The following is a 15836-nucleotide window of genomic DNA, read 5'->3' on the forward strand; positions in this document are numbered from 1 at the left end:
AACCGGTGCGCACGGTTTCGTACGCGATGAAATAAAGTATATCGGTTGTTTGTTGCGTTGCAACAAGCAAGTGACGATTTCCCCACACACTAATGGATGTCGGCGTGATTTTTTGCTGAATATCCTGAATGGATCTGACACAGATGGAATGCACAGTAAGTTGGACCGGCGATGCCGGAACCCGCTCGGCCATGGGTTTCGTGGCCGAGACCGGCAGCGGCCATGTCTTGATGATGGACGGCGCGCCCGATGCCGCCAAACCCGAGAACGGCGGCCAGAACCTGGCGGCCAGGCCCATGGAAACCGTGCTCGCCGGCACCGGGGGCTGTACCGCCTATGACGTGGTGCTGATACTGAAGCGGGGCCGCCACCGCGTGGAGCGCTGCAGCGTCAAGCTGACCAGCGAACGGGCAGAAAAGGATCCCAAGGTGTTCACCAAGATCCACATGCACTTCACCGTGGCGGGCAAGGGCATTCCTGCCGCCGCCGTCGAGCGTGCGATTGCCCTGAGCCACGAAACCTACTGCTCGGCCAGCATCATGCTCGCGAAGACCGCCGAGATCACCACCAGCTTCGACCTGATCGAAACCTGAGTCCGCCAAGCCTCAGATCCGGTGCGCCACCGTGGTCATCACGCGGGAGGCGAGCCGCATCAGGGCCTTGGCCGGCGCCGGCAGCTCCGCCGCGCCGGCATCGACGGCCTGCGCGGCGTGCCGCGCCTCGTCGATCTTCATCTGCTCGACCACCGCCCGGGAGGCACTGTCGGCGGCCGGCAGGCGGCCGAGATGACTCTCCAGGTGGGCTTCCACCTGGCGTTCGGTCTCCGCGACGAACCCGAGGCTCAGCGGGTCCCCCAGGCGTCCGGCCATCAGGCCCAGGCCGAAAGCTCCGGCATACCAGAGCGGGTTCAGCATGGAAGGCCGGGCGCCGAGTTCGTCCAGCCGCTGGCGCGTCCAGGCCAGGTGATCGGTTTCTTCGTGCGAGGCTTCGAGCAAGCGGGCCCGGAGGACAGGATCGCGCGCCACCGCGGCCTGGGCAGTGTAGAGCGCCTGGGCGCACACCTCGCCCACGTGGTTCACCCGCATCAATGCTCCGGCCTCGCGCCGTTCCGAATCAGTCATCTCGCCGGGCGCCTGGATGGGCGCAGGCGTGGCCCGCGTTGCATGGGGCCGGGCAAAAAGAGTGCGCAATGCCGCATCAGCCGCAGCCAGGACGGGGTCGAGCGTGGAAGTCATGCCCGTATTTGAACGTATGCGGAAAGAGCAGCGCGAAACAGTTGCTTCATTTCATATGGTGGTTTGTGAGCGCGCCAAAGTCCTTTGTTGCAGGACTGCAACGAAACGCAGGGGCCGCTGGAGATTTCGGGCGATTTGTTTTGCCCTGCCGCAGCGGCTCTGGTGCAATAGCATCAACTTCCCAAAAGGAGGTTGGCCCGGGGTCCGGTGGGAGCACAAAAGTGCCAGTCACGGTGAGCCCTTCGCACCGGAGCCCTATGTTTAACCTTGGAGAAACTTGCAATGAAAAAATCTCTAGTTGCTCTGGCTGCCCTGGCTGTTGCCGGTGTTGCCTCGGCTCAGTCGTCCGTCACGCTGTTCGGCGTGGTCGACGCGTCGATCAGCGGCTATTCGAGCACCTCGCGTGACCTGAACGGTGCCACGTTCCTGAACCCGTTCTACCTGAACCAAGGCAGCGTCAAGGTCAGCCGTCGTGTACTGGCTAACTCGGGCTACAACTCCAGCCGTATCGGCTTCCGTGGTACGGAAGACCTCGGTGGTGGCCTGGCCGCCAGCTTCTGGCTCGAAGCCCCGATCTCCAACGACGACGGCCAGCAAGGTATCGCCACCTTCGCACGTCGCTCGACCGTGAGCCTGTCGGGTGGTTTCGGTGAAGTCCGCCTCGGCCGTGACTACACCCCGACCTTCTGGAACGACACCGTGTTCGATCCGTTCGGCACCAACGGCGTTGGCAGCAACCTGATCAACACGGCGAACGACAGCTTCGGCAGCTTCCTGACCCCGGCAGCTTCGACGGCTCCGTTCACCAACGTCGGCAACAGCAACTACGTGCGCGCCAGCAACTCGATCGGCTACTTCCTGCCGCCGAACCTGGGTGGTTTCTACGGCCAGATCCAGTACGCCTTCAGCGAGAAGACCAAGTACGATCCGGGCCTCGCCACGCCTAACGTCGCGAACAACTCGCGCGCCGGCCGTTATGTCGGTGGCCGCTTCGGCTACGCCAACGGTCCTCTGGACGTTGCAATCGCTTACGGCAGCAGCACGGTTGGCGATCAGTACTACGTTGGCACGACCACCAAGGTCAACACGCTGAACCTCGGCGCTTCGTATGACTTCGGTCCCGTGAAGCTCTTCGGTGAAGTGTCGAAGGCCAAGAACAAGGTCGACTACGAAATCGAGCCCTTCCTCGGCGGCCGTCCTGACGTGGACCTCACCGGCTACCTGCTCGGCGTGACCGTGCCGGTCGGTGCTGGCCTGATCCGCGCTTCTTACTCGCACGTCAAGTACGACAACAACGCACCTGTGGTGTTGTTCGCTCCTGCCGTCGAAGATCCGAAGGCCAACAAGCTGGCTCTGGGCTACGTGCACAACCTGTCGAAGCGCACGGCCCTGTACGCAACGATCGCTCGCGTGAGCAACAAGAACGGTGCAGCCCTGACCGTTGGCGGCCCGGCCTTCATCAGCAACGGCGTCTTCACCCCGAAGACCTCGACCGGCTACGACTTCGGTATCCGTCACGCTTTCTAATTTGAGGCTGGCTTTCGCCAGCTTTGAATCGAAAGACTCAAAAGCCACTCGACGAAAGTCGGGTGGCTTTTTTATTTGTGCTTCGCTGGTTGGTTGTGCATGAGCTCAAGCGAAGCGCACCATCTGCGTGCACCCCCGGGGAACCACCGTGCGGGCACGCAGCTTGCACTGCTAGCATGCCTGTTCACTCTGCTTGCTGAATGATTGCCTTCGTCCTGCGCCGCCTGATCCAGGCCGTGATCGTCATGATCGCGGTCGCGTTCATCGCCTTTCTCCTCTTTCAATATGTGGGCGACCCCGTCGTGTTTCTGCTGGGCCAGGACGCCAAGCCCGAGCAGATCCGCGAGCTGCGCGCCGCATTGGGGCTCGACCAGCCCTTCTTCGTGCAGTTCTGGCACTTTCTCGTCAATGCGGCCCAGGGCGAGTTCGGCCTGAGCCTGCGCCAGGGCGCGAAAGTCTCGCGCCTCATCGGCGAGCGCTTTCCGGCCACGCTCGAACTCGCGCTGGTTGCGGCCGTGCTGGCTCTGTTCATCGGCATTCCGATGGGCGTGTACACCGCGCTGCGCCGCGGCACCTTCCTGAGCCAGGTGTTCATGACCGTGTCGCTGCTCGGCGTGTCCCTGCCCACCTTCCTGATCGGGATCCTGCTGATCCTGGTGTTTGCGGTGATTCTGGGCTGGTTCCCGAGCTTCGGGCGCGGGGAGACCGTGCAGTTCGGCTGGTGGAGCAGCGGCCTGTTCCGGGCCGACGGATGGCATCACATCATCCTGCCGGCGGTCACGCTCGCGATCTTTCAGCTGACCCTGATCATGCGGCTGGTGCGCGCCGAAATGCTCGAGGTCCTGCGCACCGACTACATCAAGTTTGCGCGCGCGCGCGGCCTGACGAACCGCGCCATTCATTTCGGCCATGCGCTCAAGAACACGCTGGTGCCGGTGATGACGATCACGGGCCTGCAGCTGGGCGGCCTCATTGCCTTTGCCATCATTACCGAGTCGGTGTTCCAGTGGCCCGGCATGGGGCTGCTGTTCATCCAGGCCGTGACCTTTGCCGACGTTCCGGTGATGGCGGCCTACCTGTGCCTCATTGCCTTGATCTTCGTGGTGATCAATCTCGTGGTCGACCTGCTCTATTTCGTGGTCGATCCGCGGCTGCGCGTGGGCAAGGCGGGAGGACATTGAAATGACGGTTGTCGCAGCAGCTGCAGCACCGCGACTGCAGGCCTCGGGCAGGGCGTTTGCGCACATCGCGAGCTTCTATCCGGAGATCACGGCCTTTCGCCGCGACCTGCACGCCCACCCCGAACTCGGCTTCGAAGAGGTCTACACGGCCGGCCGCGTGCGCGAGGCGCTGCGTGCCTGCGGCGTGGACGAGATCCACGAGGGCATCGGCAAGACCGGCGTGGTGGGCGTCATCCGCGGCCGGTCCACGGCGAGCGGGCGGATGATCGGCCTGCGCGCCGACATGGATGCACTGCCCATGCGCGAAGACAACGACTTCGGCTGGCGCTCCGCCAACGACGGCCTGATGCACGGCTGCGGGCACGACGGGCACACGGCCATGCTGGTCGGCGCGGCGCGCTACCTGGCCGAGACCCGCAGTTTCGACGGCACCGCGGTGCTGATCTTCCAGCCTGGCGAAGAAGGCTTTGCCGGCGCGCGCGTGATGATCGAGGACGGCCTGTTCGACCGCTTTCCGGTCGACGCGGTCTATGCAATGCACAACTGGCCCGCCATGCCCGCGGGCACCGTGGGCATCAACCGCGGCGCCATGATGGCGGCGGCCGACCGCATCACGATCGAGATCAAGGGCAAGGGCGGCCACGGTGCCCATGCCTACCAGACCATCGACCCCGTGGTGGTCGCCGCGCACATCATCACGGCCGCGCAGACCATCGTGTCGCGCAGCGTGCGGCCGATCGATGCGGCAGTGGTCAGCATCTGCGCGGTGCAGGCGGGCGACCTGGGCGCGATGAGCGTGATTCCGGGCGAGGCCACGCTGGTGGGCACCGTGCGCACCTTCAGCGCGCGCGTGCAGGCGCAGGTCGAGCAGCGCCTGACCGAACTCTGCACCGCGGTGGCTGCGGGCTTCGGCGCCACGGCCACCATCAGGTACGAGCGCATCTACCCCGCCACCATCAACACCGCACCGGAGGCGATGTTCGCGGCCGACGTGGCCGAGTCGCTGGTGGGCGCTTCCAACGTCGAGCGCAGCATGGAGCCCAGCATGGGCGCCGAGGACTTCTCCTTCATGCTGCAGAAAAAGGCCGGGGCCTACCTGCGCATCGGCCAGGACGCCAAGTGCGGCGCCTTCCTGCACAACAGCCGCTACGACTTCAACGACGAGATCCTGCCGCTCGGTGCCGCATTGCATGCGGGGCTGATCGAGCAGGGCATGCCGCTGGCTGCCACCCGCAGCCAGCAGCCCGTGAAAGACGCCGCTACCGCGGCGTCTTGATGTACTTCAGATTCCAACCCGAGGAGTGTTTCCATGAGTTTTCAGAAGAAGGCGGCTGCGGTCGCAGTTTTGTGCATGCTGGGCACCGCCAGCCTGATGGCCGGCGCGCAGACCATTCGCGTGGCGAACCAGGGGGACGCGCTGTCGCTCGACCCGCACTCGCTCAACGAGTCGCTGCAGCTGAGCACCACCGCCAACGTCTATGAAACGCTGGTCGGCCGCAACAAGGACCTGAGCGTCGCGCCGCTGCTGGCCACCAGCTGGAAACAGACCTCGCCCACCGTGTGGCGCTTCGAACTGCGCAAGAACGTCCAGTTCCACGACGGCACGCCCTTCACGGCCGACGACGTGCTCTTCAGCTTCGCGCGCGCCTCGGGCGACGGCTCGGACATGAAGTCCAACACCACCGACATCAAGGAAGTGCGCAAGGTCGACTCGCACACCATCGAGATCGAGACCAAGGGGCCGTTCCCCATTCTTCCCGACGTCATCACGCAGCTCATGATCATGAGCAAGAAGTGGTGCGAAGAGAACAAAGCCGTCACGCCCGTCGACCGCCGCAAGGGCATCGAGAACACCGCCTCGTTCAAGGCCAACGGCACCGGCCCGTTCCGCGTGCGCGAGCGCCAGCCGAACGTGCGCACGGTGTTCGTGCGCAACCCCACCTACTGGGGCAAGATCGAAGGCAACGCGCAGGAGATCATCTTCACGCCGATCGCCAACCCGGCCACGCGCGTCGCCGCGCTGATCTCGGGCGAAGTCGACGTCATGGAGCCGGTGCCCGTGCAGGACATCGCGCGCGTCAACGCCAGCCCGACGGCACGCGTCATCTCCGGCCCCGAGCTGCGCACCATCTTCCTGGGCATGGACCAGAAGCGCGACGAGCTGCTGTACTCCAGCGTCAAGGGCAAGAACCCGTTCAAGGACAAGCGCGTGCGCCAGGCCTTCTACCAGGCCATCGACATCGCCGGCATCCAGCGCACGGTGATGCGCGGGGCCTCGCGCCCCACTGCGCTGATGGTCGGCCCCGGCATCAACGGCTGGAACGAAGCGCAGGACAAGCGCCTGCCCTACGACGTCGAGGCCGCCAAGAAGCTGCTGACCGAAGCCGGCTACCCGAACGGTTTCGAGGTGACGATGAACTGCCCGAACGACCGCTACGTGAACGACGGCCAGATCTGCCAGAGCGTGGCCTCCAACCTCGCGAAGATCGGCGTCAAGATCAACCTCGCGGCCGAGACCAAGGGCACCTACTTCCCGAAGGTGCTGCGCCGCGACACCAGCTTCTACATGCTGGGCTGGACCCCAACCACCTACGACTCGCACAACGCGCTCACGGCGCTGATGGCCTGCCCCGACGACAAGACCGGCGCCGGCCAGTTCAACCTGGGCGCCTACTGCAATCCCAAGGTCGACGAGCTGACCAAGAAGATCCAGTCGGAGACCGACAAGCCCAAGCGCGACGCGATGATCAAGGAAGCCTTCGACCTGCACACCGCGGACGTCGGCCACCTGCCGCTGCACCAGCAGACGCTGGCCTGGGGCGTGAGCAAGAAGGTGGCGCTGACGCAGATGGCCGACAACTACATGCCCTTCAAGTGGATGAGCATCAAGCCGTGATCCCGCAGGCCGCTCATCGGGCGGCCTGATCATGGGCCCGCTTCTTGCGGGCCCATCCTTTTTCGCCCCACGATGAAAAAAACACTTGCCCGCTGGCTCGACAGCGATGTCGGCTACAGCTTCCGCACTTCGCCCGTGGCCATGGCGGCGGCGCTCATCGCGCTGGCCTGCCTGTTCTGCGCGGTCTTCGCCGGATGGGTGTCGCCGCACAATCCCTTCGACCTGGCGACGCTCGAACTTGGCGATGCCCGCCTGCCGCCCGCCTGGAGCGCCGAGGGTTCTTCCAAGTACCTGCTGGGCACCGACGACCAGGGCCGCGACATTCTCTCGGCCGTGATCTACGGCGCGCGCATCTCGCTGATCGTCGGCATCGTGTCGGTGGCGCTGTCGATCACGGTGGGCGTGGTGCTCGGCCTGCTGGCCGGCTTCCTCGGCGGCTGGCTCGATTCGTTCCTCATGCGCCTGTGCGACGTGATGCTGTCGTTCCCGCCCATCCTGGTGGCGCTGCTGATTGCCGGCGTCGGCCGCGCGCTGTTTCCCAATGCGCATGAGTCGCTGGCCTTCGGTGTGCTCATCATCTCCATCTCGCTGACCGGCTGGGTGCAGTACGCGCGCACGGTGCGCGGCTCCACGCTGGTGGAGCGCAACAAGGAATACGTGCAGGCGGCGCGCGTGACCGGCGTGGCGCCGCTGCGCATCATGCTGCGCCACGTGCTGCCCAACGTGATGGGCCCGGTGATGGTGCTGGCCACCATCCAGGTGGCCACCGCCATCATCACCGAGGCGACCCTGTCGTTCCTCGGCGTCGGCGTGCCGCCGACCTCGCCTTCGCTGGGTACGCTGATCAGCATCGGCAACCAGTACCTGTTCTCGGGCGAGTGGTGGATCACCGTGTTCCCGGGCCTGATGCTGGTGCTGATCGCGCTCAGCGTGAACCTGCTGGGCGACTGGCTGCGCGATGCGCTGAACCCGCGCCTGCGCTGAGATGGAAAAAAGGACAACGCCGCCATGACGCTGCTCCAGGTCAAGAACCTTGTGGTCGAGTTCCCGCACCGCCGCGGCACGCTGCGCGCGCTCGACGGAATTTCATTCGACATCGCGCCCGGGGAAATCCTGGGCGTGGTGGGCGAGTCGGGCGCCGGCAAGTCGCTCACGGGCGCGGCCATCATCGGGCTGCTCGAGCCCCCGGGCCGCGTGGCCAGCGGGGAGATCCTGCTCGAAGGCCAGCGCATCGACAACCTCGGCTTCGATGCGATGCGGCCCATCCGCGGCCGCAAGATCGGCGCGATCTTCCAGGATCCGCTGACTTCGCTGAACCCGCTCTACACCGTGGGCCGGCAGCTGGTGGAAACCATTCGCGCCCATCTGCCGGTGACCGAGGCCGAAGCGCGGCGCCGCGCCATCGGCCTGCTGCAGGACACCGGCATTCCGGCCGCCGAGCAGCGCATCGACCACTTCCCGCACCAGTTCTCGGGCGGCATGCGCCAGCGCGTGGTGATTGCCCTGGCGCTGGCGGCCGAGCCCAAGCTCATCGTGGCCGACGAGCCGACCACCGCACTCGACGTGTCGATCCAGGCGCAGATCATCCAGCTGCTCAAGCGCATCTGCAAGGACCGCGGCGCCGCCGTGATGCTGATCACACACGACATGGGCGTGATCGCCGAAACCTGCGACCGCGTGGCCGTGATGTACGCGGGCCGCATCGCCGAGATCGGGCCGGTGCACGAAGTGATCCACCAGCCGGCGCATCCCTACACCTCGGGCCTGATGGCCTCGATTCCCGACATGACGAGCGACCGCGAACGGCTCAACCAGATCGACGGCGCCATGCCGCGGCTCAATGCCATCCCGCAGGGCTGCGCGTACAACCCGCGTTGCCCGCGCACCTTTGCGCGCTGCCTGACCGAGCGGCCCGAGCTCATGCATGCCGGCGCCACGCGTGCCGCATGCTGGCTGCACGATGCCACCGATCCGCACAAGGGCCAGGCCGAGCTGGCCGCCCGGCACCACGATGCGCAGCTGGCCGGCGAGCGCGCCGTGCCCGATGCGGCCGCGCCGCTTGCGGAGGTGAGCCGATGAGCGCCGCACCGCTCGTGGTGGCGCACGACCTCGCGCGCACCTTCGACGTCTCGCCGCCGTGGCTCAACCGCGTGCTCGAACGCAAGCCGCGCGTGCTGCTGCATGCGGTGGACGGCGTGAGCTTTTCGATCGAGCGCGGCAAGACGCTGGCGCTGGTGGGCGAGTCGGGCTGCGGCAAGAGCACCGTGGCGCGGCTGCTGGTCGGCCTTTACGCACCCACGCGCGGCGGCCTGCAGTTCGACGGGCAGGACGCGCACGCCGCGTTCAAGACCCCCGAAGGCCGCAAGCTGCGCCGCCGCATCCAGATGATCTTCCAGGACCCGTACGCGAGCCTGAACCCGCGCTGGATCGTGGAAGACATCGTCGGCGAGCCGCTGCGCGAGCACGGCATCCTCAGCGGCAAGGCCGAGCTGCGCGAGCGCGTGGGCGAGCTTCTCAAGTCGGTCGGCCTCTCGCCGCTGGACATGAGCAAGTACCCGCACCAGTTTTCGGGCGGCCAGCGCCAGCGCATTTCGATTGCGCGCGCACTCGCCACCGAGCCCGAGTTCCTGGTGTGCGACGAGCCCACCTCGGCGCTCGACGTGAGCGTGCAGGCGCAGGTGCTCAACATCATGAAGGACCTGCAGCGCCAGCAGGGCCTGACCTATCTCTTCATCTCGCACAACCTCGCGGTGGTGCGGCACGTGGCCGACCAGGTCGGCGTGATGTACCTGGGCCGGCTGGTCGAGGTGGCGGACAAGCAGAAGCTCTTTGCCGAGCCGCAGCATCCCTACACGCGCATGCTGCTCGACGCGATTCCGCAGATGAAGCACACCGGCCGCGCGCGCACGCCGGTGCAGGGCGAAGTGCCGAACCCGCTGAACCCGCCGGCCGGCTGCGCGTTTCATCCGCGCTGTCCGCATGCGAATGCGCGGTGCTCGGCCGAGCGGCCGAAGCTGCTGACCATCAGGGGTGTGCAGGTGGCTTGCCACGCGGCGGAGGAAGGCCGGATCTAGCCCGAGCCGAGGTGTGCGTAAACGCACCGACAAGCGCGGCAAAGCGGCGCAGAGTGCGGCCATGACGATGAAGCAGAACACAGGCACCGGCGGCAACCCGGCGATCCAGTCGGCGCTGGGCCGGCGCGGCTTTCTCATGGGGTCCGCGCTAGCGGCCACTTCGACGCTGGCTTCGCTTTGTTCGCTGTCGCACGCGGCGGGCGCGGCCGCGTCGCAGCGGATGCCGGTCATCTTCATCGGCCACGGCTCGCCCATGAACGCGCTGGCCGACAATGCCTTCACGCGCCGGCTGTCCGCCTGGGGCAGGGAACTGCCGCGGCCCTCGGCCATCCTGAGCGTTTCGGCCCATTGGCTGAGCCGCGGCGCCACCGGCGTCGGAATGCAGGAGCGGCCGAAGACGATCCACGACTTCGGCGGCTTCCCGCAGGCGCTGTTCGACATCGAGTACCCGGCACCGGGCCATCCCGCGCTCGCGCGCGAAACCGTCGGCGCGGTGAAGCAGGCCCCGGTGGTGGGCACCCAGCAGTGGGGCCTGGACCACGGGACCTGGACGGTGCTGAAGCACCTCTATCCGAAGGCCGACATTCCGGTGTTCCAGCTCAGCATCGACTACGACCAGCCGGCCGCCTTCCACTACGCGGTGGGCCGCGACCTGGCGGCGCTGCGAGACCAGGGCGTGCTCGTGATGGGAAGTGGCAACGTGGTGCACAACCTGCGGGTCACCGACCGCGGCACGGCCGATGGGCTCACAGCCAGCCGGCCCTGGGCGCAATCGTTCGACGACGCGGTGAAGGCCGCGCTCGCGGGGCGGGACGACCGCGCGCTGGTCGGCTATGAAAAGCTGGCGGGTGCCGCCACCGCGGTCGCCACGCCGGACCACTACTTTCCGTTTCTCTACGCGCTCGGCGCCGCGGGGACGAGCGAGCGTGCGAAAACGGTCCACGAGGGCTTCCAGTCGGGCACGCTGAGCATGCGCTGCGTGCAGTTCGGCTGAGCGCGCGGACCTACTGTTCCTCGCTCCACGAAAAGCCGTCGCGCGCAATCATCGCGCTCGAGGCGCTCGGGCCCCAGGTGCCGGCGGCGTAGGGGCGCGGCCCGCCGTCCGATGCCCAGCTGTCGATCAGCGGCTCGACCCAGCGCCATGCCTCTTCCTGCTCGTCGCTGCGCACGAACAGGTTCAGGCGGCCGTCGATCACGTCGAGCAGCAGCCGCTCGTAGGCACCCACGCGCTCGGCGCCAAAGCGCTTGTCGAAGTCGAGGTCCAGCTGCACGGGCGCGAGCTGTGAGGCGCTGTGGTGGCCGTTGCTGCTGCGGCGGTTGTCCTGCGCCTGCGCGAGCATGTGCAGCTCCAGGCCGTCCCGCGGCTGGAGGTTGATCACCAGCTTGTTGACCGCACCGGCGGGTGCGCGGTAGATCGCATGCGGCGTGGGCCTGAAGTTGACCTCGATGCGCGCGTCGCGCGAGGCCAGCCGCTTGCCGGTGCGGATGTACAGCGGCACGCCGGCCCAGCGCCAGTTGGCGATCTCGGTGCGCAGCGCCACGAAGGTCTCGGTGCGGCTCTCGGGGTCGACGCCCGGCTCGTCCCTGTAGCCCGGCACGCGTTCGCCGTAGGCCGTGCCGGCCGTGTACTGGCCGCGAATCGCATGCAGCCCCAGCGTCTCGGGCGTCCAGGGCTTGAGTGCTCGCAGCACCTTGAGCTTCTCGTCGCGGATGGCGTCGGCATGCGAGTTGATCGGCGGCTCCATGCCGATGGCGCAGACCAGCTGCAGCGCATGGTTCTGCACCATGTCGCGCAGTGCGCCGGTCTGGTCGTAGAAGGCGCCGCGCTTTTCGACGCCCAGGTCTTCGGCGATGGTGATCTGGATGTTGGCGATGTGCTCGCGGCGCCAGATGGGCTCGAACAGCGCATTGCCGAAGCGCATGGCGAACAGGTTCTGCACCGAGGGCTTGCCCAGGTAGTGGTCGATGCGGAAGACCTGCTTCTCGTCGAGCACCTTGCACACCGCGGCATTGATCGCGCGGTTGGAGGCCAGGTCGTGGCCCAGCGGCTTCTCGAGCACCACCCGCGTCGACGCTCCGTTGAGGCCGGCCGCGGCAATTTGCTCGACCACCTGGGTGAAGAGCGCGGGCGCCGTGGCCACGTACATCACCACCGTGTCGGCATTGCGCTGCTTGAGCAGTTCGGAAAGCCGGGCGTAGTCGGCCGGCTTGGACAGGTCCATGCGCAGGTAGTACAGCAGCGAGGCGAACTTCTCGAACTCCTCGGCCGAAGGGCGCTTGGCGCCTTCGACGGCATTGAAGCGCGACTGGATCAGTTCGCGGTACTGGTCGTCCGAGAGGTCGTCGCGGGCCACGCCGACGATGCGTCCGTCTTTCGGAAGGCTGCCGTGCCTGAAGGCCTGGAACAGCGCGGGCATGAGCTTGCGCCATGCGAGATCGCCAGTGCCGCCGAACAGAACGAGATCGAAGCTCATGAGTCGAAATTCCTTTTGTCTTGGTGCCGAGTGGGCTCTCTGTTTCAACCGAATGGTACTTGTACCAATTCATGAAACCTGTACGAAAGCTACGCTCAACCCCGGCCGGGAGGCCTATTTTTGTTTTGGAGGCGGGGTTTTCACATGAAGAAGCTTTTTACTGCAGCGGCCTTGGTGGGTTTGTCGGCTGCCGCGTCGGCCCAGGGAACGGTCAACGTGATCTGCTCGGTCCAGGCCGAATGGTGCAACGTGATCGCCACCGTGTATGCGCGCACCACGGGTACCCGCATCAACATGTCGCTCAAGGGCTCGGGCGAGGCGCTGGCCCAGCTCATCGCCGAGAAGGACAACCCCAAGACCGACATCTGGTTCGGCGGCACCGGGGACCCGCACCTGCAGGCGGCCGAGCAGGGCCTGACGCTCGAGTACAAGTCGCCCACGCTGGCGCAGCTGCACCCCTGGGCCCAGCAGCAGGCGAAGCAGTCGGGCTACAGGACCGTGGGCATCTACTCCGGCCCGCTGGGCTTCGGCTACAACCCCGAGCTGCTCGCCAAGAAGAAGCTGCCGGTGCCCAAGACCTGGGCCGACCTGCTCAAGCCCGAATACAAGGGCGACATCCAGGTGGCCAACCCCGCATCGAGCGGCACGGCCTACACCATGATCGCCACGCTGGTGCAGCTGATGGGCGAGGACAAGGCCTTCGACTACCTGAAGGCGCTGCACAAGAATGTCGGCCAGTACACGCGCTCGGGCACCGGTCCCATCAAGGCGGTGGCGCGCGGCGAAACGGCCGTGTCGATCAGCTTCGTGCACGACGGCCCGGGCGAGAAAATGCAGGGCTTTCCGGTCGAGACCATCACGCCGGCCGACGGCACCGGCGCCGAGATCGGCTCCATGAGCATCATCAAGGGTGCGCGCAACCTCGAGGCCGCAAAGAAGTTCTACGAATGGGCGCTGACGCCGGCCGCGCAGGAGCTCGGCGCCGCCAACAAGCAGTTCCAGCTGCCGAGCAACGCGAATGCCAAGCTCGATCCGCGCATTCCCGACTTCAAGAAGATCAGGTTCATCAACTACGACTACGCCAAGTACGGCGCCAGCGCCGAGCGCCGCCGCTTGATCGCGCGCTGGGAAAAAGACGTCAATTCGCTGCCGCGCTAAGTGCAAGCCTTTTCCATCGGCGGCGCGCCGGCCAATCCGGCGTCGGTGGCCGCCGCCCGGCGGGCGCAGCGCTGGATCCGGGCCTGGGTGGCGCTGGGCCTTGCGGCCTACCTGCTGCTGCCCTGGTACGCGATCCAGGACGCCACCTGGTACGAAGCCGTTCCGCAGGTCTTCGGCCGGGCCGAGGGTGCCAACGGCCTGATGCAGGCGGCCACGCAGGGGCGCGGCTGGCTCTTCATCGGGCTTGCCGGCCTGGCGATGTGCGCCATCGGCGCCTGGCTGCGGGCCGGCCGCGCGCAGGGGCGCTGGCTGCTGGCGGGTGGCGCCATCGGTGCCTTCGGCCTGGCCATTGCCGGGTTCGCCATCGGCGCGCGCGGCTGGAGCTTCGAAGCGCTCAACGCGCTGTTCGGCGAACTCGCAATCAACCAGTTCGGCATTGGCGCGGGCGGCTTCGTGGCGCTCACGGCGCTCACGATGCTGGCCGCCTTCGGCATTGCGCGGCTCGGGCTTTTCAAGGGCGACCTGTTCGTGGCGGCCGCGGTCATCGGCTGCGGCGTGCTGATGGCGCTGTTCATCGCCTACCCGGTGAGCAAGGCGCTCGCGGGTGCCTTCCTCGACGAGGACGGCCGCTGGTCGATCGCGGCCTTTGCCGCGCGCGTGTTCGCCGAACGCATCTGGGGCGTGGGCTGCCTGGCCGGCGGCGTGCGCTGCGGCGTGGCCTGGAACACGCTCGTGCTGGCGCTGCTGACGGCGGCTGGCACCACCTTCCTCGGCACCTTGATGGCGCTGATGGCCGAACGCGGCAGCAAGCGCGGCCAGGGCGCGCTGCGCGTGCTCGCGCTGCTGCCGATCATCACGCCGCCCTTCGTGGTGGGGCTCGGGCTCATCCTGCTGTTCGGCCGCGCGGGCATCGTCAACCAGTTGCTCGAGAGCGTGTTCGGCGTCGAGCCGACGCGCTGGTTCTACGGCATGCCGGGCGTGCTGGTGGCGCAGCTGTTCGCCTTCACGCCCATTGCCTTCATGATCATGCGCGGGGTGGTGCAGGGCATTGCGCCCAGCCTGGAAGAGGCGGCGCAGATGCTGCGTGCCGACCGCCGCCGCACCTTCTTCACCATCACGCTGCCGCTTTTGAAGCCCGGGCTGGCCAATGCCTTCCTGGTGGGCTTCATCGAAAGCATTGCGGACTTCGGCAATCCGGTGGTGGTGGGCGGCCAGTTCTCGGTGCTGTCGACCGACATCTTCTTTGCGATCGTCGGCGCGCAGTACGACCAGGGCCGCGCGGCTTCGCTGGCGTGGGTGCTGACGATCTTTGCGCTTGGCGTGTTCGCGCTGCAGCGCGGCGTGCTCGGCCGGCAGAACTACACCACCGTGAGCGGCAAGGGCGACGCGGGCATCGCGATGGCGCTGCCCGACGGCGTGCGGCGCACCATCCAGTGCATCGCGCTGCCCTGGATCGCGTTCACCGCGGTGGTCTACCTGTTCGCCTTTGCGGGCGGCTTCGTGCAGACCTGGGGGCGCGACTACAGCTTCACGCTCGACCATTTCAAGAACGCGTTCGCGCTCGAATGGGGCCAGTTCGGCCTGGTGTGGGCCGGCACCGCGTGGAACTCGCTGCTCACCACGCTCAAGCTCGCGGGCATCTCGGCGCCCATCACGGCCGCGCTGGGCCTGCTGATTGCGTGGTTGCTGGCGCGCAACGAGTTCAAGGGGCAGGGCGTCTTCGAGTTCGGCGCGCTGCTGGCCTTTGCCATCCCGGGCACGGTGCTGGGCGTGAGCTACATCCTGGCCTTCAACGTGCCGCCCTTCGAGCTCACGGGCACCGGGCTCATCATCGTGTTGTGCTTCATGTTCCGGAACCTGCCGGTGGGCGTGCGGGCCGGCACGGCGGCCTTCAAGCAGCTGGACCGGTCGCTGGACGAAGCCTCGCTGATGCTGCGCGCCTCCACGGCCCAGACGCTCTTCAGGGTGGTGCTGCCGCTGCTCAAACCTGCGCTGGTGGCCGCGCTGGTCTACAGCTTCGTGCGCGCCATGACCACGGTGAGCGCGGTGATCTTCCTGGTCACGGCCGAGAACGAACTGGCCACCACCTACATCATCGGCCGCGTGGGCAATGGCGACTACGGCATCGCGCTGGCCTACTGCACGGTGCTGATGATCCTGATGTCTGTCGCGATTGCGCTGGTGCAGTTCGTGGTGGGGGAGCGCAGGCTGGGGCGGCGCGGGGCCACGCCGCCGCACCAGGGGCATCACAAGATGGAAAGCCTGGCGGCATGAGCCGCGCGGAGATCATT

At 66.7% G+C, this 15836-nt stretch carries 13 protein-coding genes; 11 read left to right on the forward strand and 2 right to left on the reverse strand.

The genetic code is table 11. The features are described 5' to 3' along the window. Positions 1-143 precede the first annotated feature (143 nt). Positions 144-593 (forward strand): OsmC family protein, encoded by a 450-nt coding sequence (locus FB547_RS07340; protein ID WP_012746235.1) that lies wholly within the window; start codon positions 144-146, stop codon positions 591-593. Between the two features lie 12 nt (positions 594-605). On the opposite strand, the gene coq7 is transcribed toward FB547_RS07340, so the two are convergent. After that, positions 606-1235 carry a 2-polyprenyl-3-methyl-6-methoxy-1,4-benzoquinone monooxygenase gene (gene coq7, locus FB547_RS07345; protein ID WP_145740906.1) on the reverse strand — a complete coding sequence of 210 codons (630 nt, stop codon included), beginning with the start codon at positions 1233-1235 and terminating at the stop codon, positions 606-608. Positions 1236-1517: 282 nt separating this feature from the next. Between coq7 and FB547_RS07350 the strand changes: the two genes are divergently transcribed. The 8 genes from FB547_RS07350 (at position 1518) to ygiD (ending at position 10907) form a co-directional block, all read left to right on the forward strand. Then, positions 1518-2762, forward strand: coding sequence for a porin (locus FB547_RS07350; protein WP_145740908.1), 1245 nt, complete (start codon positions 1518-1520; stop codon positions 2760-2762). A gap of 200 nt (positions 2763-2962) precedes the next feature. Next, complete coding sequence (locus FB547_RS07355) at positions 2963-3943, forward strand: ABC transporter permease (protein WP_145740909.1); 981 nt, start codon at positions 2963-2965, stop codon at positions 3941-3943. A gap of 1 nt (position 3944) precedes the next feature. Further along, entirely contained in the window at positions 3945-5219 is a 1275-nt protein-coding gene (locus FB547_RS07360; protein ID WP_145740911.1) for a M20 aminoacylase family protein, read from the forward strand. 33 nt (positions 5220-5252) lie between these two features. Then, positions 5253-6839 carry an ABC transporter substrate-binding protein gene (locus FB547_RS07365; RefSeq protein WP_145740912.1) on the forward strand — a complete coding sequence of 529 codons (1587 nt, stop codon included), beginning with the start codon at positions 5253-5255 and terminating at the stop codon, positions 6837-6839. 72 nt (positions 6840-6911) lie between these two features. Then, positions 6912-7823: an ABC transporter permease gene (locus FB547_RS07370; RefSeq protein ID WP_145740914.1), complete on the forward strand. Its 912-nt coding sequence runs from the start codon at positions 6912-6914 to the stop codon at positions 7821-7823. 24 nt (positions 7824-7847) lie between these two features. After that, positions 7848-8918 carry an ABC transporter ATP-binding protein gene (locus FB547_RS07375; protein WP_145740916.1) on the forward strand — a complete coding sequence of 357 codons (1071 nt, stop codon included), beginning with the start codon at positions 7848-7850 and terminating at the stop codon, positions 8916-8918. After that, the gene (locus FB547_RS07380) at positions 8915-9913 is read left to right on the forward strand and encodes an ABC transporter ATP-binding protein (RefSeq protein ID WP_145740918.1); all 999 of its coding nucleotides are present in this window, start codon (positions 8915-8917) and stop codon (positions 9911-9913) included. The genes FB547_RS07375 and FB547_RS07380 overlap by 4 nt, the downstream gene beginning before the upstream one ends. A gap of 61 nt (positions 9914-9974) precedes the next feature. Next, positions 9975-10907, forward strand: a complete 933-nt coding sequence (ygiD, locus tag FB547_RS07385) for a 4,5-DOPA dioxygenase extradiol (RefSeq protein ID WP_145740920.1) — start codon at positions 9975-9977, stop codon at positions 10905-10907. A 10-nt stretch (positions 10908-10917) separates the two neighbouring features. Here the strand turns inward: ygiD and zwf are convergent, their stop codons facing one another. Next, positions 10918-12387, reverse strand: coding sequence for a glucose-6-phosphate dehydrogenase (gene zwf, locus FB547_RS07390; RefSeq protein WP_145740921.1), 1470 nt, complete (start codon positions 12385-12387; stop codon positions 10918-10920). Positions 12388-12531: 144 nt separating this feature from the next. Here zwf and FB547_RS07395 point away from each other — a divergent pair, with 144 nt between their 5' ends. Both FB547_RS07395 and FB547_RS07400 read left to right on the forward strand, forming a co-directional pair. Further along, complete coding sequence (locus FB547_RS07395; protein WP_145740923.1) at positions 12532-13545, forward strand: ABC transporter substrate-binding protein; 1014 nt, start codon at positions 12532-12534, stop codon at positions 13543-13545. Next, the gene (locus FB547_RS07400) at positions 13546-15819 is read left to right on the forward strand and encodes an ABC transporter permease (protein WP_145740925.1); all 2274 of its coding nucleotides are present in this window, start codon (positions 13546-13548) and stop codon (positions 15817-15819) included. Positions 15820-15836 lie beyond the last annotated feature (17 nt).

The sequence above is a fragment of the Variovorax beijingensis genome, assembly GCF_007828835.1.
Classification (GTDB): domain Bacteria; phylum Pseudomonadota; class Gammaproteobacteria; order Burkholderiales; family Burkholderiaceae_C; genus Variovorax; species Variovorax beijingensis_A.